The organism is Methylobacterium sp. W2, assembly GCF_020662345.1.
Taxonomy (GTDB): domain Bacteria; phylum Pseudomonadota; class Alphaproteobacteria; order Rhizobiales; family Beijerinckiaceae; genus Methylobacterium.
The window spans coordinates 69,237-88,305 of record NZ_VMOA01000009.1 but is presented as its reverse complement, the minus strand read 5'-3'; the positions used below and the strand labels follow the sequence as shown (position 1 = coordinate 88,305).

The 19,069-nt window shown below is 66.2% G+C and carries 17 protein-coding genes and 1 tRNA gene; 9 read left to right on the top strand and 9 right to left on the bottom strand.

Features of this window, described 5'->3' with window-relative positions:
• Window positions 1-97: 97 nt before the first annotated feature.
• Window positions 98-1,981, bottom strand: coding sequence for a methanol/ethanol family PQQ-dependent dehydrogenase (locus tag FPV16_RS07020; protein WP_227437373.1), 1,884 nt, complete (start codon window positions 1,979-1,981; stop codon window positions 98-100).
• A gap of 549 nt (window positions 1,982-2,530) precedes the next feature.
• On the opposite strand from FPV16_RS07020, the gene FPV16_RS07015 reads away from it, so the two are divergent.
• A complete protein-coding gene (locus FPV16_RS07015) occupies window positions 2,531-2,833 on the top strand; it encodes a hypothetical protein (RefSeq protein ID WP_227437372.1) in 303 nt (100 codons plus the stop codon).
• A 77-nt stretch (window positions 2,834-2,910) separates the two neighbouring features.
• The gene (locus FPV16_RS07010; RefSeq protein ID WP_227437370.1) at window positions 2,911-3,804 is read left to right on the top strand and encodes a trypsin-like peptidase domain-containing protein; all 894 of its coding nucleotides are present in this window, start codon (window positions 2,911-2,913) and stop codon (window positions 3,802-3,804) included.
• 239 nt (window positions 3,805-4,043) lie between these two features.
• Here FPV16_RS07010 and FPV16_RS07005 read toward each other — a convergent pair whose 3' ends face one another.
• Both FPV16_RS07005 and FPV16_RS07000 read right to left on the bottom strand, forming a co-directional pair.
• Window positions 4,044-4,304 (bottom strand): DUF6894 family protein, encoded by a 261-nt coding sequence (locus tag FPV16_RS07005; protein WP_227437368.1) that lies wholly within the window; start codon window positions 4,302-4,304, stop codon window positions 4,044-4,046.
• A gap of 351 nt (window positions 4,305-4,655) precedes the next feature.
• The gene (locus tag FPV16_RS07000; RefSeq protein WP_227437366.1) at window positions 4,656-6,104 is read right to left on the bottom strand and encodes an amino acid permease; all 1,449 of its coding nucleotides are present in this window, start codon (window positions 6,102-6,104) and stop codon (window positions 4,656-4,658) included.
• Window positions 6,105-6,258: 154 nt separating this feature from the next.
• Here FPV16_RS07000 and FPV16_RS06995 point away from each other — a divergent pair, with 154 nt between their 5' ends.
• The gene (locus FPV16_RS06995) at window positions 6,259-7,323 is read left to right on the top strand and encodes an ornithine cyclodeaminase (protein WP_227437364.1); all 1,065 of its coding nucleotides are present in this window, start codon (window positions 6,259-6,261) and stop codon (window positions 7,321-7,323) included.
• Between the two features lie 72 nt (window positions 7,324-7,395).
• Window positions 7,396-8,325, top strand: coding sequence for an arginase (rocF, locus tag FPV16_RS06990; RefSeq protein WP_227437362.1), 930 nt, complete (start codon window positions 7,396-7,398; stop codon window positions 8,323-8,325).
• A 275-nt stretch (window positions 8,326-8,600) separates the two neighbouring features.
• Here the strand turns inward: rocF and FPV16_RS06985 are convergent, their stop codons facing one another.
• The 5 genes from FPV16_RS06985 to FPV16_RS06970 form a co-directional block, all read right to left on the bottom strand.
• Window positions 8,601-8,873: a hypothetical protein gene (locus FPV16_RS06985; protein WP_227437360.1), complete on the bottom strand. Its 273-nt coding sequence runs from the start codon at window positions 8,871-8,873 to the stop codon at window positions 8,601-8,603.
• A gap of 1 nt (window position 8,874) precedes the next feature.
• A complete protein-coding gene (locus FPV16_RS26385; protein WP_413629214.1) occupies window positions 8,875-9,102 on the bottom strand; it encodes a hypothetical protein in 228 nt (75 codons plus the stop codon).
• A gap of 27 nt (window positions 9,103-9,129) precedes the next feature.
• Entirely contained in the window at window positions 9,130-9,528 is a 399-nt protein-coding gene (locus FPV16_RS26380; RefSeq protein WP_413629212.1) for a hypothetical protein, read from the bottom strand.
• A gap of 158 nt (window positions 9,529-9,686) precedes the next feature.
• Window positions 9,687-11,099, bottom strand: coding sequence for a type I glutamate--ammonia ligase (gene glnA / locus FPV16_RS06975; RefSeq protein ID WP_227437356.1), 1,413 nt, complete (start codon window positions 11,097-11,099; stop codon window positions 9,687-9,689).
• A 228-nt stretch (window positions 11,100-11,327) separates the two neighbouring features.
• On the bottom strand, window positions 11,328-11,666 hold the full coding sequence (locus tag FPV16_RS06970; RefSeq protein WP_003600526.1) for a P-II family nitrogen regulator: 339 nt from the start codon (window positions 11,664-11,666) through the stop codon (window positions 11,328-11,330).
• 216 nt (window positions 11,667-11,882) lie between these two features.
• Between FPV16_RS06970 and FPV16_RS06965 the strand changes: the two genes are divergently transcribed.
• Window positions 11,883-13,433 carry an NAD(P)H-hydrate dehydratase gene (locus FPV16_RS06965; protein WP_227437354.1) on the top strand — a complete coding sequence of 517 codons (1,551 nt, stop codon included), beginning with the start codon at window positions 11,883-11,885 and terminating at the stop codon, window positions 13,431-13,433.
• Here the strand turns inward: FPV16_RS06965 and FPV16_RS06960 are convergent.
• A complete protein-coding gene (locus tag FPV16_RS06960; protein ID WP_227437352.1) occupies window positions 13,369-14,868 on the bottom strand; it encodes a multicopper oxidase family protein in 1,500 nt (499 codons plus the stop codon). The genes FPV16_RS06965 and FPV16_RS06960 overlap by 65 nt on opposite strands.
• A gap of 196 nt (window positions 14,869-15,064) precedes the next feature.
• Here FPV16_RS06960 and FPV16_RS06955 point away from each other — a divergent pair.
• From FPV16_RS06955 to clpX, 4 genes are all read left to right on the top strand, one after another.
• Window positions 15,065-15,149: transfer RNA gene (locus FPV16_RS06955), tRNA-Leu, on the top strand.
• Between the two features lie 174 nt (window positions 15,150-15,323).
• Entirely contained in the window at window positions 15,324-16,760 is a 1,437-nt protein-coding gene (gene tig, locus FPV16_RS06950) for a trigger factor (RefSeq protein ID WP_227437474.1), read from the top strand.
• A 131-nt stretch (window positions 16,761-16,891) separates the two neighbouring features.
• Window positions 16,892-17,518 carry an ATP-dependent Clp protease proteolytic subunit gene (locus FPV16_RS06945; RefSeq protein WP_026176059.1) on the top strand — a complete coding sequence of 209 codons (627 nt, stop codon included), beginning with the start codon at window positions 16,892-16,894 and terminating at the stop codon, window positions 17,516-17,518.
• A 223-nt stretch (window positions 17,519-17,741) separates the two neighbouring features.
• A complete protein-coding gene (gene clpX, locus FPV16_RS06940) occupies window positions 17,742-19,013 on the top strand; it encodes an ATP-dependent Clp protease ATP-binding subunit ClpX (RefSeq protein WP_027172759.1) in 1,272 nt (423 codons plus the stop codon).
• The last annotated feature ends 56 nt before the right edge of the window (window positions 19,014-19,069 follow it).

The following is a 19,069-nucleotide window of genomic DNA, read 5'->3' as shown; positions in this document are numbered from 1 at the left end:
CGAAGCTGACCTTCATCATAGTAGTTCGGATGAAGGTCGGCCCCGCCCAAGTTCGGTCAACCGGGCGGGGTCCGCGAGTGAGAAAGGGGCGCTTGGCCTACTTCGCGGCCGCCGTCTGGTACTCGCCGACGCTCGGATCGTCGTAGGGACCCTTGCCGTTGAGCGAGAACACCATCACGCCGCCACCCATCTGGGTGTAGTTGGCGAGCTTCTTGAAGGCGCCGACCGCGCCGAGACCGGCGGTGGGATCCTGAAGGTCGAACACGAGGCCGACACCCGGCCAGCCGCCGACGCCGTAATAGATGGCGACGTACTGATCACCCTTGTGGCTGTAGGTGATCGGGTAGCCGATGGCGCCGGACGGCATCTTGAACTTCCAGAGCAGGTCTCCGTTGTCCGAGTTGCGCGCCTTGATGTAGCCGTCCAGCGTTCCGTAGAACACGAGACCGCCGGCGGTCGCCGTCGTTCCGCCCCACACGGCGAAGCGCTCCATCTTCTCCCATTTGAACTCGCCGGTGATGGCGTTGTAGCCCTTGATCTGGCCCAGACCTTCGTAGTTCTGGCGATCGCCCTTCGGGCCGGGATACATGTTCAGCGTGGCGCCGACGAAGAACTGACCGGCACGGTAGGGAAGCATGAAGGGCTCCCAATCCATGCAGATGTGGTTGATGCCCATGAAGAAGAGCTTGCGCTCCGGATCGTAGGAATCGTGGCCCTGGTTGTGGTAGCCCATCGCCGAGGGACAGATGTCCTTGGCGAGGTGGTCCATGCGGGTGCCGTATTCGGGATCGCGCACCGGCTGGCCGGTCTTCAGGTCGACCGACTTGAACACGTTGACCGTGTCGTCGATCTTGTTGGCCGAGACGAGGGAGCCGTCCGTCCGGTCGAGGGTATAGACGATGCCGTTCCGGTCCGGATGGGTCAGGAGCTTGCGGTCCTTGCCGTCCTTGTCCTTCTGGTTCGACAGCATCATCACGTTGACGCCGGCGTAATCCCACTCGTCGTGCGGAGTCTTCTGGTAGCCGAACTTGGCTTCACCCGTATCGGCGTCGCGGCCGAAGATGGTCATCGTCCACTTGTTGTCGCCGGGACGCATGGTCTCGTTCCACGGCGCCGGGTTGCCGGTGCCGAAGTAGATCAGGTTGGTGCCGGGATCGTAGGCGTACCAGCCCCAGTTGGTGCCGCCGCCGATCTTCCAGGCATCGCCCTCCCAGGTGGCCGTGCCGAGGTTCTTCTGGCCGTAATGGGGGTTCTTGATGTTGAAGTCGGAGCCGAGCAGCAGGTCCTTGTCCGGGCCGGTGGCGTAGGCGCGCCAGACCTGGGAGCCGGTCTTCACGTCGTAGGCGGTGAGGTAGCCGCGCACGCCGAGCTCGGCGCCCGAGGAGCCGATGATGACCTTGTCCTTCACCACGTAGGGGGCGATCGTCAGGGTGGAGCCGACCTTGATGTCGGAATTCTCGACCTTCCACACCGTCTCGCCGGTCTCGGCGTTGAGCGCCATGACGTTGCCGTCGAGCAGCGTCTTGAGGATCAGGGCCGGGGTCTTTCCGTCGCCGGGCCAGTAGGCGAGGCCGCGGTTCACGAGATCGCAGCAGGCGACGGCGCGGGCGGCCGGGTTCTGCTTCGGCTTGTCCTGCCACAGGATCTTGCCCGGATCGTCGAGACCGAGGGCGAAGGTGTTGTTCGGGAAGGAGGTGTGGATATACATCTTGTTGTCGACGACGACGGGCGCGCCCTCGTGGCCGTTGAGCAGGCCGGTCGAGAACGTCCACGAGACCTTGAGGTCCTTCACGTTCGTCGTGTTGATCTGCTTCAGCTTGCTGTAATTGTCCGAGTCGTAGTTCTTGCCCGGCATCACCCAGTTTTCATCGCTGTTCGACAGATCGATGAGCTTGTCGTTGGCTGAGGCGATCCCTGACAGTCCGATCGGTGCCAGGGCCAAGACGGCCAGCACCGAGACTGAATTCAGTAACCTGTTCATTCTGCGTCTCCTGCCCTTCTGCCACGTGCTCGACCCCTGGGGATCGGCCGCGGCCATTGCTTTCGCCGGTTCAGCAAACAGTCAGTCGATCGTTATTATGAACGTATTTATAAGAATAACCTGGCGCCGGCCGCTCTTATAAAAGACTTATTACTGATCCATCGGCTCGCTATATAATCATTTGCTTTGCCTGATGTCTTTAGCCACTTCAACCTTTTTTTACAGGACGATTTGGCAACTTGATCCATACCTTTGTGCAGCGGTTCCCGGTCGAGCCGAGCGGGATTTGCCGGACGACGACATCGGTGAACGGCCGGTCTTTCCCTGTGGGATGAAGCACTTCGCCGGCTGAGCGATCGTGGCCGACGCGATGGAGCGATCCCGCGATCGGCCGCGGAGATGCGCGTTGCGCGGAGGACGCTATGGTCAAGATGCGCAAGCTTTGGCTCGCCCATCGCATCAGGAAAAACGTCCTGTACCCCCGAACCTGCGCTTTACTCGATGTGGACCAGCGCTAAACTAAGGGTGGGTAGGAAACAAAAACGAGACATGCCGATGATCAGAAGAACAACTGCGCTCGTGATTTGCCTGATTGTCCTGCCGTCGATTGCCAATGCGGCACGGTTGACCATGGATGACAAGGTGTCGCGCTGGCCGCGGGCGTCCACGGACGAGAAGATCGACTTCGCCACGCGGATGGGCAAGGCCTTCTCCAGCCTGAACGCCGAGCTCGACAAGAACTACTTCATCCGCTGCCTGGAAGAGACCGCGAACATCGGCAATCCGGGCGAGATCAAGCTGGAATCGGCGGTGAAGATGTGCGTGTCCGTGAAGAAGGACCCGCCGGACTAGGCGGCTCTCATCGGAGGCCCCGGCCTACGCATGACCGACAAGTTCCGAACCGCCCTCCTCCCCCGGATCGAGCGGCGATGGCGCAGCATCAGCATCGGTTCACACCCCAGATGACCCTTGTCGCAGCCGAAAGCCCGATCCGCCACGCCTGGGTCCGCCGGATGCGCAGTCTGGCGCTGGCGGGGCTCGCCGCCTTGGCGACGGGCACCGCATCGGCGGACGAGCTGCGCATGGCCGCCCTGTATCCGCATGACGGGCGCCGCGATCTCACGGGTGCCGACATCACCCGCTATCCCGGCGCGGGCGTCCTGTTCTGCCATCGCCGGCCGGACGGTATTCCGCAGAAGGCGGCCGCCGCCTGGCTCGTGGGGTCGCCGCGTCTCGTGGTGATGAACGCGCACAACTTTCGCAACCGCCGCATGGAGGTGACGCGGGAGGTGGAGGATTGCTTCTTCCAGATCGGCGGGCGGAATTACGGCTTCGTGCCGGCGAGCCTGCGCCTCGGCGCGGCGCCCGACGCCAAGGCCCTGCACATCACCGACGACTGGGCCTTGCTCGACCTCACCGAGGCGGTGGTCGGCGCGCCGCCGCAGCCGGTCCCCGACGCACCGTCGCTGACGACCGGCATCGCGGAGATTCCCGTCGTGATGGTCTCACCCGGCGGGCACGAGAATTATCGCGGGCCGAGCAGCACCGAGACCTGCGCGATCCACCAGATCGATCCGCCGACGGAGGACGACATCCGCCGTGCCCGGCACAATTGCAACGACGGGTTCGGCGGCTCGGGTTCCGGCCTGTTCGACCTGTCGGGCCGTCTCGTGGCGATGCAGAGCGCCTCGCTCTCCATGAACTCGCGGCGCCCCTTCGACCTCGACTTCCATTACGGCTCCGCCCTGCTGTTCGAAGGCGCCCTGCTGGCGGCGATCCGGCAGGCCGTGGCGGCGGAGGGCGCGGCCGCGAAGACCCGGTGAAGCGCCGGGGCGTGTCACAGCCAGTTTTAAGTTGTCTCTCCAGGGCGTTACCTCATCCTGAGGTGCCGCGTAGCGGCCTCGAAGGAGGCGCCCAGGGATCGCTTTGGTGTCTGGAGGGCTCTTTCGAGGCCCGCTCACGCCGGCACCTCAGGATGAGGTGGTCTGATTGGACCATCTACCCTGGGCAGTGATCGACATCGGCATGAGCATCCGCTGAGACATCCGATCAAACACGGGTCTCAATGCACGGTCGGAGCCGGCTCCTCCGGCGCGAGGGTGACGACCTCGGAGAACGGGAATTCGAGGATGGTTTCGCCGGATTCGTCGGTGACCACCAGGATGGCTCCCATCAGGCGGGCCTGGGCCTCCGTTTCGGCCATCGTCGCCTGGATCGTGTCGCGCGCGACCTCCCAGGCATGGTCGGCATCCCGCAGCTCGGTGCCGGTGGCATCGGTGATGACCTCCCCGCCGATATGAGTGTGAAAGAAGTATCGGGGCATCGTCGCGTTCGATCCGCTCGAGGAACAGCCGACATCACCTGGAACCTGCGGCGCTGTCGTGCAAGGCCTGATGGTTCGTCCTGCAGGGCGAACCGGTCGTCCGCCGCGTGGTCGCGCGGGCAAACGCCCATGAGGCACGCTCATCGCCGTCTGGTCTCGGAGACGGTTTGAGGCGTCGTTCCAACGCTTTACCTCATCCTGAGGTGCCGCGGAGCGGCCTCGAAGGAGGCTTCCAGTCGACGCGCGATCCCTGGAGGGCTCCTTCGAGGTCCGCTGATGCGGGCCCCTCGGGAAGAGGTGATCGCCTTGGATGATCGAGCCTGGCAAGACGATACGTTGCGAAAAATCCGATCAACCAGGCTCTCGGGCGCGCGCCAGTCGCGAATAACGCCGGGAATAGCTGGCGTAGATTACGAGGGCGACGCCGATCCAGATTGCGAAGAGCAGGTAGGTGTCCCGCGGCAGCGCCGCGATGAGCGCGAGGCAGCAGGCGAGGCTTGCGATGGGCACGAGGGGGTAGAGCGGCACGCGAAATCCGCGCGGCAGATCGGGTCGGGTCCGGCGCAGGATGATCACGCCGAGGGAGACCGCCGTGAAGGCGACGAGGGTGCCCATGCTGGTGAGGTTGGCGAGCACGTCGAGGGGGACGAGGGCCGCCAGCGCGGCGACGAAGAGCGCCACCACCAGCGTGTTGCCGTTCGGGCTCCGGCTGCGCCGGTCCACCCGCTGGAACAGCGGCGGCAGCAGCCCGTCCCGGCTCATGGCGAAGAGGATGCGGGTCTGGCCATACATCGTCACCAGGGTCACCGAGAAGATGGAGATGACCGCCCCGATCGACAGGACGAAGGCCGGCCAGGCCGTCCCGGTGACGGTCCGCAGGATCACCGCCAGCCCGGCATCCTGCCCGGCAAAGCGCGTCCAGGGCTGGGCGCCGATCCCCGCGACGGCGACGAGGAGATAGATCGCGGTGACGATGACGAGGGCGAGGAGGATGCCGAGGGGCAGCGTGCGGGCCGGGTCGCGCACCTCTTCGCTCGCCGTGGAGATCGTATCGAGGCCGATATAGGAGAAGAAGATCGTCGAGGCGGCGGTGCCGATGCCGGCCCAGCCGAGCGGGGTGAAGGGCGTGAGGTTCGCCGGCTCGAACGCCGTGAGGGCGATGACGGCGAAGAACACCAGCACGGCGAGCTTCAGCACCACGAGGAACGCGTTGATCGCGGTCGATTCGGCGGCACCGCGCAGGAGCAGCAGGGTGCACAGGCCGATGAGGACGATGGCCGGCAGGTTGACGTAGCCGCCGCGGCCGGGGGGCTGGCTGATCGAATCCGGCATGGTCCAGCCGATGAGCGCCCCGAAGACCTCGTTGAGATACTGGCCCCATCCGACGGCGATGGCCGAGGCGGCAACCGCGTATTCGAGGAGGAGGCAGGCCCCGACGAGGAAGGCCGCGAGTTCACCGAGCGTGGCGTAGGCATAGGAATAGGACGAGCCCGAGAGCGGAAGCGCCGAGGCCAGTTCCGCGTAGCAGAGCGCCGTGAGGCCCGCCGTGACGGCGGCCAGGAGGAACGAGATCAGGATGGCGGGGCCGGCCTCGGGCACCGCCGCGTTCAGGATCACGAAGATGCCGGTGCCCACCGTGGCGCCGACCCCGAGCATGACGAGGCGGAACAGGCCGATGGAGCGTTCGAGGGGCCGGGCTCCGGCATCGGTCTCCTGTGTCGAGGGCGATACGGGTTTGCGCCGCAGCACCGCCCGGCGCCAGTCGCTGCGCCCTCCGTCCGATCCGATCACCGACCCCATCGCGACGCAACCTCGCGGCGACCGGGACGAGAGGTGCCGATCATGGTGCTCCTTTGCCTTGGCCCTCTGCGATCACAGCAAGCGCCATGCCGCCTCGCGCGGGCGCTCCTTATGCCTATGATCGCTGCGAGAGCGTGCGGGACAACGAGGCGTCATGTCGGACAAACTGAATGTCGTTCCCTTCGTTAGCGTCGACAACATGATGCGGCTCGTCCTGGCGATCGGCGTCGAGCGCTTCCTGCGGGAGCTCGCCGCCACGATCGAGGAGGATTTCCGGCGCTGGCACCGGTTCGACAAGCAGCCGCGCCTGGCCTCGCACAGCGCCGACGGGGTGATCGAGCTGATGCCCACCAGCGACGGCACCACCTACGGCTTCAAATACGTCAACGGACACCCGAAGAACGCCCGGAGCGGACGCCAGACCGTGGCGGCCTTCGGCGTGCTCGCCGATGTGGGCAACGGCTATCCGATGCTGCTCACCGAGATGACGATTCTCACGGCTCTGCGCACCGCCGCCATGTCGGCGGTCGCCGCGAAATACCTCGCCCCGACGGGCGCGCGGACCATGGCGATCATCGGCAACGGCGCCCAGGCCGAATTCCAGGCCCTGGCCTTCAGGGCGCTGATCGGAATCGATGTCCTGCGCCTCTACGACATCGACCCGGCCGCCAGCGCCAAGTGCCGGCGCAATCTCGCCGGGTTCGGCTTCCGGATCCAGGTCTGCTCGAGCACCGCTGAGGCGATGGAGGGGGCCGACATCGTCACCACGGCGACGGCGGACAAGCAATGCGCCACCATCCTCACCGACAACCTCGTCGGCCCCGGCATCCACATCAACGCCGTCGGCGGGGATTGCCCCGGCAAGACCGAGCTCCACCCCGACATCCTCCGCCGTTCGGAGATCGTCGTCGAATACGCGCCCCAGACCCGGATCGAGGGCGAGATCCAGCAATTGCCCGCCGATCACCCCGTCACCGAACTCTGGCGGGTGATCGCCGGCGAGGTGCCGGGGCGGCAAGACGACAGGCAGATCACGCTGTTCGATTCCGTCGGCTTTGCGGTCGAGGATTTCTCCGCCCTGCGCTACCTTCGCTCGGTCCTGGCCGGCACCGGCTTCTTCGAGGATCTCGATCTGCTGGCCGACCCGGACGATCCGCGCGATCTGTTCGGCATGCTCCTTCGCGCGGGCCTGACCGGTCCCGATCCTGCCGCGCCGTGATGAGCTCGCGGCGCCTGCCTCACAGGTGTCGTGCGCGGCCCCTATCGTGTCGGCGGATCGGAGAGTGAACCCATGGACGAGAAACGCTGCATCCTCATTGGCGTGCCGGTCCAGGAGGGCACGAGGCGCCTCGGCTGCGACATGGGCCCGAGCGCCTACCGGGCGGCCGGACTGGGCGGTGCCCTCACCGCCCTCGGCCTCGTCGTCGAGGATCGCGGGAACATCGCCCCGCCCCCCGGCGAGGCTCTCGCCCATCCCAATCCGAGTGTCACCAACCTCTCCGATTTCGCGCGCTGGACGGCCGCGCTCAGCGAGGCCGCTTATCGGGCCGGGGGCGAGGGGCTGCCGATCTTCCTCGGCGGCGATCACAGCCTCTCGGCCGGTACGATCTCCGGCATGAGCCGGCGGGCGGCCGAGGAAGGCCGCGAATTGCACGTGCTCTGGCTCGACGCGCATCCCGATCTCCACACCCTGGAGACGACGACGAGCGGCAACCTCCACGGGGTGCCGATGGCCTATGCCATCGGCCTCAAGGGGTTCGGCCCCTACCTGCCGCCGCCCGTGGCGCCGGTGAAGCCGCACAACGTCTGCATGATCGGCCTGCGCAGCGTTGATCCGGCGGAGCGGCGGACAATCCGCGAGGCCGGGATCACCGTGCACGACATGCGCGCCATCGACGAGTTCGGCATCGGCATCCTGCTGAAGGCGTTCCTCGACCGCGTGGCCGCCGCCGGCGGCTGGCTGCATGTGAGCCTCGATGTCGACTTTCTCGATCCCGGCATCGCGCCGGGCGTCGGCACCACTGTTCCGGGCGGGGCGACGTTCCGCGAGGCGCATCTCGCCATGGAGATGCTGCACGATAGCGGCCTCGTGCGCAGCCTCGACCTCGTGGAGCTCAACCCCTTCCTCGACGAGCGCGGCCGCACCGCGATCCTGATGACGGACTTGGCCGCCAGCCTGATGGGACGCAGCGTCCTCGACCGGCCGACGCGGAGTTTTTGACCGACTGGATGCACCCGTCTGCACTTTCATGCAGAGCGCGTCCCTCTCCCCCTTGTGGGCCACTCGCTCTATCCAAAAGGGGTTCGACGTGAGGCGCGACGGGCTCCCTCTCCTGGAAGGAGAGGGCTGGGGTGAGGTGTGGTCCATCTCCGGAGAAGTCGCTCACCTCACCCTGTCCCTCTCCTTCCAGGAGAGGGGACCCGAGGTGCCCGCCAGATGGGTGAATATCGGCGGCTGATTTGGGTCGGCGTCGCGCAAGGCGAACGAAACGGCGTTCAAAGCCGGTCGCGGGCGCCGATCAGGAATGCGCGCAGGTCCTGCGCGGTGGGGAAGTAGATGTCGGCGTCCGTCTCGTTCCACAATCGCTGCAACGTCTCGTCGGAGGCCTCGCGGAGGGCGCGGTCGATGAATTGCCGCAGGCGGACGCGTTCGTCTCCCTTGAAGTCTTTAAGAACAAAGTCGTACATTTCCTCAAGCGTCGGCGCGATGCGATCGATGTCCTGTATGCACCAGCGACCTAACGTCAGAAATTCCGGCGACGCTTGCATCTCAATCTCCGTCGTTGCGCGGATAGGCGGTATGGATGCGGTAACCGCGAGGGTTGCCCGGATCGTGAAGGATAAAGATTCCGACACCGTAAGTCGTACGCATGTACGGCTCAAGCTGCCCCGCCGTGTAGGCTTCCCTCCCGGTTTTATAACCGAAACGGGATGTCAAGAATGCACGGCCCTTTGTCCCGGTTGCGACATCATCAACTTCGGAGGCATTCTGTTCCAAGGTGCGGTTGATGAGATCGTTTGCAGTTTATACAGATTCGAACGAGCCATTTCGCCTGAGGCCATAGTCTACGACCGGGAATCTTCTTTTGCTGGACTGGACGCGTTGCATCATCTGCGCGTCCAACTTGCCGACATGCTCGCGAAGCGTATGCCCGCCGCGCATCTCTTCTTCGGAGAGAACGACCGTGTGCCGACGGTTGGCGTCATCCGAGACTTGGGCGATCCGCGCATCGTCACCGGCATCATATCCGTCGCCCGCACCGCCATCCGTCCATTGGCCGCCATCCGGATGTCCGGCCGGCACGCGGGGTTGATCGGCGTGGTACGCACGGAGCGACAGACGCAATCGCTGAAACGCAACCTGAACACGGCACGACGTGATCAGCCATCTCGCCTGCAGCAGTGCGGTTGTGCTCGAGGACATCGGAATCACCCCCTCGACCAAGCTATCATGCCTATAAAGGAATAATAGCTTAATCTCGATCACGAAATGGGGCGCTAGAACGCGAAACGCCGGAGCCCCCTTCGAGGCCCCGGCGTCGCGGATCGTCCGAAAGGCCGGGCGAGCCCGGCCCGCTCTTCTCAGAGCGAGTAGTACATCGTGAACTCGACCGGATGCGGGGTCATCTCGTAGCGCATCACTTCCGTCATCTTCAGTTCGATGAACGAATCGATCTGGTCGTCCGAGAACACGCCGCCGGCCTTGAGGAAGGCGCGGTCGCGGTCGAGGTTGGTCAGCGCCTCACGCAGGCTGCCGCAGACGGTGGGGATCTTCTTCAACTCGCGCGGGGGCAGGTCGTAGAGATCCTTGTCCATGGCCGGGCCCGGATCGATCTTGTTGATGATGCCGTCGAGGCCGGCCATCAGCAGGGCCGAGAAGGCGAGGTAGGGGTTCGCCATCGGGTCGGGGAAGCGGACCTCGACGCGCTTGGCCTTCGGGTTCGTGGTCCACGGGATACGACAGGAGGCCGAACGGTTGCGGGCCGAGTAGGCCAGCAGCACGGGGGCCTCATAGCCCGGCACCAGGCGCTTGTAGGAGTTGGTGGACGGGTTGGTGAAGGCGTTGAGCGCCTTGGCGTGCTTGATGATGCCGCCGATGTACCAGAGGCATTCCTGGCTGAGATCGGCGTACTTGTCGCCGGCGAAGATCGGCTTGCCGTCCTTCCAGATCGACTGGTGCACGTGCATGCCCGAGCCGTTATCGCCGTAGACGGGCTTGGGCATGAAGGTCGCGGTCTTGCCGTAGCTCTGGGCCACGTTGTGGATCGCGTATTTGTAGATCTGCATGTGGTCGGCGAGCAGGGTCAGCGTGTCGAACTTCATGCCGAGCTCGTGCTGGGCGGAGGCGACCTCGTGGTGGTGCTTCTCGACCTTGACGCCCATGGACTGCATGGCGGCCAGCATCTCGCCGCGCATGTCCTGCGCCGAATCCTGCGGCGGGACGGGGAAGTAGCCGCCCTTGGTGGCGACGCGGTGGCCGAGATTGCCGCCCTCGTAATCGGTGAAGCCGTTGGTGGGCAGTTCGACCGAATCGAGCTGGAAGCCGGTATGGTACGGGTCGGAGCCGAACTTCACGTCGTCGAACACGAAGAACTCGGCCTCGGGGCCGACATAGATCGTGTCGCCGATGCCGGTGGACTTGAGGAAGGCCTCGGCGAGCTTGGCGGTGCTGCGCGGATCGCGCGAATACGGCAGGCCCGACGAGGGCTCAAGCACGTCGCAGACGATCGACATGGTGGAGGCCGAGAAGAACGGATCCATGCAGGCGGTCGCCGGGTCGGGCATCAGCAGCATGTCGGATTCGTTGATCGCCTTCCAGCCGGCGATCGACGAGCCGTCGAACATCGTGCCTTCGGCAAAGATTTCCTCATCGACGAGGGACACGTCGAACGTGACGTGCTGCCACTTGCCCCGGGGATCGGTGAAGCGGAAATCGACGTACTTGACGTCGTTGTCCTTGATGTCCTTGAGGACCTGATCGGCGGTCTTTGCCATCCCTGTGTCTCCTTCGAGGCTCGGCCTGTTTCGGCCGTGGTTTTGCCGCACCACGCGGTGGCGTGCCGCGGATTGGGAAGGGGCGTGCGCGAAGGGGCTTAGCTTCTGGTGGCGCGCGAGGCTAGAGCCGTGCGCGGCCGGATCGTGACAGGTCGATGCCTTCGCATCCCGTCGTGTCGCTCGACCCTTGCCGCTCCACCCTTGCCGTGGACCGGCCGAGGCCCCGCGTCAGATGGCGTCGGTGCCGGTCTCGCCGGTGCGGATGCGAATCGCTTCCTCGATGGTCGAGACGAAGATCTTGCCGTCGCCGATGCGTCCGGTCTGGGCCGACTTGCGGATGGCTTCGACGGCGCCCTCCACCAGGGCGTCGGAGAGGACGATCTCAAGCTTCACCTTGGGCAGGAAGTCGACCACGTATTCGGCGCCGCGATAGAGCTCGGTATGGCCCTTCTGCCGGCCGAACCCCTTGGCTTCGATCACGGTGATGCCCTGAAGACCGACCTCTTGAAGGGCCTCCTTCACCTCGTCCAGCTTGAATGGCTTGATGATCGCTTCGATCTTCTTCATGCCGAACGGGCCTGACCTGAATGCTGCTCCGGGCCCTTTTCCTACCATCGCGGCTCGGCCTTCGCCACGCCGTTTTCCCCGGGACGGGCGTTAAAATGCCTATTTGGTAGGCATTGAATGCAAATCGTTTCAGCCATGACTGCTTTGCGCCTGAAATAGCGGCGCGGCATGAGTGGTGCGCAGGCATGGTCACACGAGACAAGACGAAAGTTTGCAATGCCGTCACACCGTCTGATCACCGTCGACGCGATGCGGAGAATGGATGACGCCGCGATCGCGGCGGGCGTTCCGGGGATCGAACTGATGCGCCGGGCGGGTGCCGCCGTGGCCGCGAGGGCCGCCGCGATGGTGCCTGCGTCCTCCCGCATCCTCGTCCTCTGTGGACCCGGCAACAATGGCGGGGACGGGTTCGTCGCCGCGTGCCTCCTCGGACGGAACGGCTACGCCGTCGAGCTCGTCTGCTCCGTGCCGGTGGAGAGCCTGACCGGGGATGCCGCCCTGGCGGCGGCGGACTGGCAGGGGGTGGTGCTCACCGAGGCCGATCCGGTTGGCGCCGCCCTCGTCGTCGACGCCCTGTTCGGGGCGGGCCTGTCCCGCGACCTCGACGGCGCCGCGAAGGCCCTGATCGAGCGGGTCGCGGCGGCGGGCGTCCCCGTCCTCGCCGTCGACGTTCCGAGCGGGATCGACGGTGATACCGGCGTCATGCGCGGGGTCGCCTTGAGGGCGCGCGAGACGGTGACCTTCGTCGCGCTGAAGCCCGGCCATCTGCTGCAGCCGGGCCGCGACCATTGCGGCCATCTCCATGTGGCCGATATCGGCATCGGCGATGCCGCCCTCGAACAGGGGCTGGTCGGCACGCCGCGGGTGTGGCGCAACGGGCCCGATCTCTGGGGCGGCACCTTCCCGAGGCTCGACGCGGTCAGCCACAAATACACGAGGGGGCACGTCCTCGCCCTGTCCGGTCCCGCCTTCAAGACCGGGGCGATCCGCCTCGCCGCCCGGGCGGCCTTGCGGGTCGGTGCCGGCCTCGTCACCGTGGCCTCCCCCGCCGCCGCCATGGCGGAGAACGCCGCGCATCTCACCGCGATCATGCTGACGCCGTGCGAGACCGCCGACGATCTCGACGATCTCCTCGTGGACGAGCGCCTCAACGTCATCCTCGCCGGTCCCGGCCTGGGGAGCGGCGAGGCGACCCGCGAGCGCGTCGCCGTGGCGGCGGGCGTCGGGCGAAGCCTCGTCCTCGATGCCGACGCGCTCACGAGCTTCAAGGGCGAAGTCGACCAATTGGCCAGCCTCATCGCGGATGGCGGGGGCCAAGCGGTCCTGACCCCGCATGCCGGCGAGTTCGGCCGCCTCTTTTCGGGCACGGATGCCGTCGACCCGACGGCGAGCAAACTCGACCGGGCGCTGAGGGCGGCGTCCCTCGTCGGGGCGGTGGTGGTGCTGAAGGGGGCGGACACCATCGTCGCCGCGCCCAACGGACGCGCCGCCATCAACGACCACGCCACACCCCATCTCGGCACAGCCGGTTCGGGCGACGTCCTCGCCGGTCTCGTCGCCGGTCTGCTGGCGCAGGGCATGCCGGCCTTCGAGGCGGCCTGCGCGGCGGTCTGGCTCCACGGCGATGCCGGATTGCGGCACGGGCCGGGGCTCATCGCCGAGGATCTGCCGGAGATGATGCCGAGCGTCCTCCACGCCCTCCTCACGTCACCTCGAAACTCGTCCACAGCCCGGTGTCGAACCGCTCCAGCACCGTGGAGCCGATGACCCAGCGGCCCGGATTATCCGCCTTGAAGGCGATCCTGGCGGTGCGGCCCTCGAGCAGCTGGAACGTGTCGAGCCAATAGGGCTCCCAGCCGTCGTCCAGCGGGTGGAGCAGCCGGAAGGCGTGGCCGTGAAGATGCAGGGCCTGCGGGAAGGCGGTGTCGTTCCGGATCGCCAGGACCACCACCTGGCCGCGCTTCACCGTGAAGGAGGGCGCGACGCCGGAGGCGCCCGTGATGCCGTTGATGGCCCAGACCCGGTTCGGATCGCCGGTATAGGCCGGCTCGGCGTTGGGCTTGTCCTTGTCGAGCTTGGCGCCGCCGGTGATCGCGATGTCGCGGCGGATTGCGTTCTGCAGCTTGACCTCGGCGGGCAGGAGCTTGTTCACGCCCACCGGCGCGATCGGCGGACGCTTCTCCGTCACCGGCTGGCCCTTGGCGGTGAGGGTCGCCAGAACGAGGCCGTTGCCGATGAGGGCATTGACGGTGACGCTGGCGCCGGCCTCCGCCGGCATGTCGAGCATCAGGTCGTAGCGGGTGCCCGGGGGGAAGGGCAGCGTCGCCCGCAGGGGCTCGAACGTGTCGGTGGGCTGGCCGTCCACCGCCACCACATAGACCTTGGCGCCCTCAAAACGGATGCGGGTTCCGCGCGCGTTGCAGACATTGCCGAGCCGCAGGCGGATGCGCGATCCCGGACGGACCTCGATCGCCGCGGGCACCGGCTTGCCGTTGATCGTGACGAGGTTGCCGAGGCGCCCGGAGGCCGCGGCGAAGGCGGCCTGGCCGAACGGCATCAGCGCGCCGGTCTCCTCCAGCCGCCAATCCTGCATCAGCAGCGCGAGGTCCTGGTCGAGGGAGGGCGGCGCAGTCTCCTCGACGATCAGCGCGCCGGCAAGGCCGCGCCCCGACGGTTCGCTCGAACCGCCCACCACGAGGGGCCGGATCAGGAACGTGCCCGCATCCGGCGGGACGAAGGCGTAGGTGAAGTCCGCCCCCGGAGCGATCGGCGGCTGGGTCACACCGCCGACGCCGTCCATGGCGTTCTGGTTGCGCACCCCGTGCCAATGGAGGGAGAGCGGCTTGTCCGTCTTGTTCTCGACGCGCAGGCGGACGGTCTCGCCGAGCTTCGCCCGGATGACGGGCAGGCTCGCCGTGCCGTCGAAGGTCCAGACCGGCGTCTCGGCCGCGGGCTCCGGCTTCAACCGGTTCGTCCCCGGCCCGGCGACGATCAGGCGCGGCTCGGCCGAGGATTCCAGCGGTTTGGCCGGCGCGGGCGCCGGCTTGGGGGCGGCTTTGCCCGCTCCCGTCTGCGCCTCGGCGCGCGGTATCAGCGCCGGTCCGGCAAGGCCGAGGGCCGCCGCCCGGGCGATCAGGGACCGGCGTGACAGACCGCCCGTCTCCGAGGGGGGGCGGCCATTCTTCGGGTCGGAACTCGGCATGTCACCTCGGACGGAAATCGGCGGACGGGCGGGCGCATCCGCCCCGCCGGCATGCTTGTAGACGGCGCTCCCGCGCGGCGCCAACCACCGCCGCGCCCCCGATGGCCGACGCCTTATTTTTTTGCTGCGGACTTGCGCGCGCATGCTATAGGACCGCGCTCTGGCGGCTGAAAAGGCGCGCCGGGCGTTGGCGCTTGCGGGCGTGGCGGAACTGGTAGACGCGCTGGATTTAGGTTCCAGTGTCGCAAGACGTGGGGGTTCGAGCCCCTCCGCCCGCACCAGCCTCCGCCGACGGGAACGGATTGGCTCACAGCGATGGCCGGCCCGCTCTGCCGCTCGGAGTCGGCCTCCGGTCGGGCGCGCTTCGTCAAACGCCGCCTGTGGTGTCACGCCCTGACGGCGGCGCCACGCGAGAATTTTTGACCGATCACACGGACGACAGCGGGAAGACGACGATGCAGGTGACCGAGACACTCTCCCAGGGTCTGAAGCGCGAGTTCCAGGTGCTTCTGGCCGCCAAGGAGCTCGAAGAGCGCCTGACCACCGAACTGTCCACCCTCAAGGACAAGGCCCAGATCAAGGGCTTCCGCCCCGGCAAGGTGCCGGTGGCCCATCTGCGCAAGCTCTACGGCCGCTCGGTGATGGCCGACGTGCTGCAGAACGCGGTCAACGAGGCCAACCAGAAGATCGTCACCGACAACAACCTCAAGCTCGCCCTCGAGCCGAAGATCGAATTCCCCGGCGAGGCCTCGATCGTCGACCGGGCGCTCGACGCCAAGGACGACCTGTCCTTCAACGTCGCCCTGGAAATCCTGCCGAGCTTCGAGCTCGCCGACCTGTCCGACGTCACCCTGACGAAGCAGGTGGCCAAGCCCAGCGATGAGGAAGTCGACGAGGCGATTACCCGCATGGCCTCGTCCAACCGCGCCTTCACCCCGAAGGACGAGGGCGCCGAGGCCGCCACCGGCGACCGCGTCACCATCGACTTCGTCGGCAAGATCGACGGCGTCGAGTTCGATGGCGGCAAGGGCGAGGGTGTCGATCTGGAGCTCGGTTCGGGCTCGTTCATCCCCGGCTTCGAGGACCAGCTGGTCGGCGCCAAGGTCGGCCAGTCGCTGGTGGTGAAGTCGACCTTCCCGGAGGCCTACGGTGCCGAGCACCTCGCCGGCAAGGACGCCGAGTTCGACGTGACCGTCACGGCGATCCAGGCTCCGGGCGAGACCAAGATCGACGACGAACTCGCCAAGGGCTTCGGCATGGACTCGCTGGAGAAGCTGAAGGAGGCCGTCGCCGGCGCCCTCGGCGGTGATTTCGAGGCCCAGTCGCGCCGCAAGCTCAAGAAGGAGCTCCTCGACGCCCTCGACGGCAAATACGCCTTCGACCTGCCCCCGAGCCTCGTCCACCAGGAATTCGCGGCCGTATGGGCCCAGGTCGAGCAGGATCTGAAGACCCGCGGCAAGACCTTCGAGGACGAGGGAACCACCGAGGAAAAGGCCACGGCCGAATACCGCAAGATCGCCGAGCGGCGCGTCCGTCTCGGCTTGGTGCTTGCGCAGGTGGGCGAGACCGCCGATATCAAGGTCAGCGACGACGAGGTGAACCAGGCCCTGATCGCCCGTGTCCGGCAATATCCCGGGCAGGAGCAGCAGGTCTGGGACTTCTACCGGAAGAACGCACAGGCCCTGGCCGAGCTTCGCGCACCCCTGTTCGAGGAGAAGGTCGTCGACCATGTCCTCGCCCAGGTGAAGCTGGTCGAAGAGCCCGTCTCGAAGGATGCTTTGTTCGCCGACGAGGATGCCGATGCGGCCAGCGCCGAATCGACGGAGTCGAAGACGGACGAATCCCAGGCTCCTTCGGGTGACGATCTGCCGGCCGTCGCAAAGGCCGATTGAGCTCGAGGCTCCCAAAAGGGCGGCGGGCTTGGATGTAAAGGCGGCGTTCACCGCCGCCGTAGTTCGCTGACACGTCCGGCCCGCGCGCGATTCGCGCGGCCGGACCCCTTGAAGCCTGGGGCACGAGAATGATGAGAGATCCGGTCGACTACTATAACAGCGCACTCGTTCCCATGGTGGTCGAGCAGTCGAGCCGCGGCGAGCGCGCGTTCGACATCTATTCCCGCCTGCTGCGTGAGCGGATCATCTTCCTCACCGGCCCGGTCGAGGATTACGGCGCCTCGCTGATCGTCGCGCAGCTGCTGTTCCTCGAAGCCGAGAACCCGAAGAAGGAAATTTCCTTCTACATCAACTCGCCCGGCGGCGTGGTGACCTCGGGCCTGTCGATCTACGACACGATGCAGTTCATCCGCTGCCCGGTGACGACCCTCTGCGTCGGCCAGGCCGCCTCGATGGGGTCGCTGCTGCTCACCGCCGGCGAGCCCGGCCATCGCTTCGCCCTGCCGAACGCCCGCATCATGGTCCACCAGCCCTCTGGCGGGTTCCAGGGCCAGGCGACGGACATCCTGATCCATGCCCGCGAGATCGAAGCGCTGAAGAAGCGCCTCAACGAGATCTACGTGAAGCATACCGGGCGCGACTACGACACCATCGTCCAGGCCCTCGAGCGCGACAATTTCATGACCGCCGACGCGGCCAAGGAATTCGGCCTGATCGACGAAGTGATCCAGAAGCGTCCCGAGCCGGCCGCCGCCTGATTTCGACCGCGCCGTGGCCGCAAGGCGGTCCCGGCGCGTCCTTTAGAGGCGGACCGCGCGTGCGGCTTTGCCTTGATCCCGTCGCGGCAGCATGCTTGCATCGCGAGTCTGACCTACCGGCAGAAAGCGCGCAGGTGACTGTTTCTTTAGGCGGGCGCCCTTAGAACTTAAAAGATGCGCGTGCGCCCCGGGGCTGGCGTCGCACCCGCGAACGGAGACCGACATGAGCAAGACTGGCGGCAACGACTCGAAGAGCACGCTGTACTGCTCGTTTTGCGGCAAGAGCCAGCACGAGGTCCGCAAGCTGATCGCGGGCCCGACGGTGTTCATCTGCGACGAGTGTGTCGAACTGTGCATGGACATCATCCGCGAGGAATCGAAGTCCTCCCTGGTGAAATCGCGCGACGGCGTGCCCACGCCGAAGGAGATCCGCCGCGTTCTGGACGATTACGTCATCGGCCAGGATTTCGCGAAGAAGGTTCTCTCCGTCGCGGTCCACAACCATTACAAGCGCCTCGCCCACGCCTCGAAGCACAACGACGTCGAGCTGGCGAAGTCGAACATCATGCTGATCGGGCCCACCGGTTCGGGCAAGACCCTGCTCGCGCAGACCCTGGCCCGCATCCTCGACGTGCCGTTCACCATGGCCGATGCGACGACGCTGACCGAGGCCGGCTATGTCGGCGAGGACGTCGAGAACATCATCCTGAAGCTGCTCCAGGCCTCCGACTACAACGTCGAGCGGGCGCAGCGCGGCATCGTCTACATCGACGAGATCGACAAGATCTCGCGCAAATCCGACAACCCGTCGATCACCCGCGACGTGTCGGGCGAAGGCGTGCAGCAGGCCCTCCTGAAGATCATGGAAGGCACCGTCGCCTCCGTGCCTCCCCAGGGCGGCCGCAAGCACCCGCAGCAGGAATTCCTGCAGGTCGACACCACCAACATCCTCTTCATCTGCGGCGGCGCCTTCGCCGGCCTGGAGCGGATCATCTCGGCACGCGGCAAGGGCACCTCGATCGGCTTCGGCGCCACGGTTCAGGCGCCGGACGACCGCCGCACCGGCGAGATCTTCCGCAATGTCGAGCCCGAGGATCTGCTGAAGTTCGGCCTGATCCCGGAATTCGTCGGCCGTCTGCCCGTGCTGGCGACGCTGGAGGACCTCGACGAGATCGCGCTCAAGCGCATCCTGCAGGAGCCGAAGAACGCACTCGTCAAGCAGTACCAGCGCCTGTTCGAGATGGAGAATGTCGACCTCACCTTCCAGGACGAGGCGCTCTCCATGGTGGCCCGCAAGGCCATCGAGCGGAAGACCGGTGCCCGTGGTCTGCGCTCGATTCTCGAGACGATCCTGCTCGAGACGATGTACGACCTGCCCGGTCTCGAATCCGTGGAGCAGGTGGTGATCGGTCCGGAAGTTGTGGAGGGCAAGTCGCGCCCCCTCTACATCCATGGCGACCGCAACAAGGACGTTCCGGCGAGCGTCAGCGCCTGAGGGTGCGACTCGGCGGCCGAGGTTAGCCGCCGAAACGGTCCGGGGAGAATTCTTGA

Coding starts and splice junctions, on each gene's coding strand:
- FPV16_RS07020 (WP_227437373.1), bottom strand. CDS start 1,981: ATGAACAGGTTACTGAATTCAGTCTCGGTGCTGGCCGTCTTGGCCCTG.
- FPV16_RS07015 (WP_227437372.1), top strand. CDS start 2,531: ATGCCGATGATCAGAAGAACAACTGCGCTCGTGATTTGCCTGATTGTC.
- FPV16_RS07010 (WP_227437370.1), top strand. CDS start 2,911: ATGGCGCAGCATCAGCATCGGTTCACACCCCAGATGACCCTTGTCGCA.
- FPV16_RS07005 (WP_227437368.1), bottom strand. CDS start 4,304: ATGCCCCGATACTTCTTTCACACTCATATCGGCGGGGAGGTCATCACC.
- FPV16_RS07000 (WP_227437366.1), bottom strand. CDS start 6,104: ATGGGGTCGGTGATCGGATCGGACGGAGGGCGCAGCGACTGGCGCCGG.
- FPV16_RS06995 (WP_227437364.1), top strand. CDS start 6,259: ATGTCGGACAAACTGAATGTCGTTCCCTTCGTTAGCGTCGACAACATG.
- rocF (WP_227437362.1), top strand. CDS start 7,396: ATGGACGAGAAACGCTGCATCCTCATTGGCGTGCCGGTCCAGGAGGGC.
- FPV16_RS06985 (WP_227437360.1), bottom strand. CDS start 8,873: ATGCAAGCGTCGCCGGAATTTCTGACGTTAGGTCGCTGGTGCATACAG.
- FPV16_RS26380 (WP_413629212.1), bottom strand. CDS start 9,528: ATGTCCTCGAGCACAACCGCACTGCTGCAGGCGAGATGGCTGATCACG.
- glnA (WP_227437356.1), bottom strand. CDS start 11,099: ATGGCAAAGACCGCCGATCAGGTCCTCAAGGACATCAAGGACAACGAC.
- FPV16_RS06970 (WP_003600526.1), bottom strand. CDS start 11,666: ATGAAGAAGATCGAAGCGATCATCAAGCCATTCAAGCTGGACGAGGTG.
- FPV16_RS06965 (WP_227437354.1), top strand. CDS start 11,883: ATGCCGTCACACCGTCTGATCACCGTCGACGCGATGCGGAGAATGGAT.
- FPV16_RS06960 (WP_227437352.1), bottom strand. CDS start 14,868: ATGCCGAGTTCCGACCCGAAGAATGGCCGCCCCCCCTCGGAGACGGGC.
- tig (WP_227437474.1), top strand. CDS start 15,324: ATGCAGGTGACCGAGACACTCTCCCAGGGTCTGAAGCGCGAGTTCCAG.
- FPV16_RS06945 (WP_026176059.1), top strand. CDS start 16,892: ATGAGAGATCCGGTCGACTACTATAACAGCGCACTCGTTCCCATGGTG.
- clpX (WP_027172759.1), top strand. CDS start 17,742: ATGAGCAAGACTGGCGGCAACGACTCGAAGAGCACGCTGTACTGCTCG.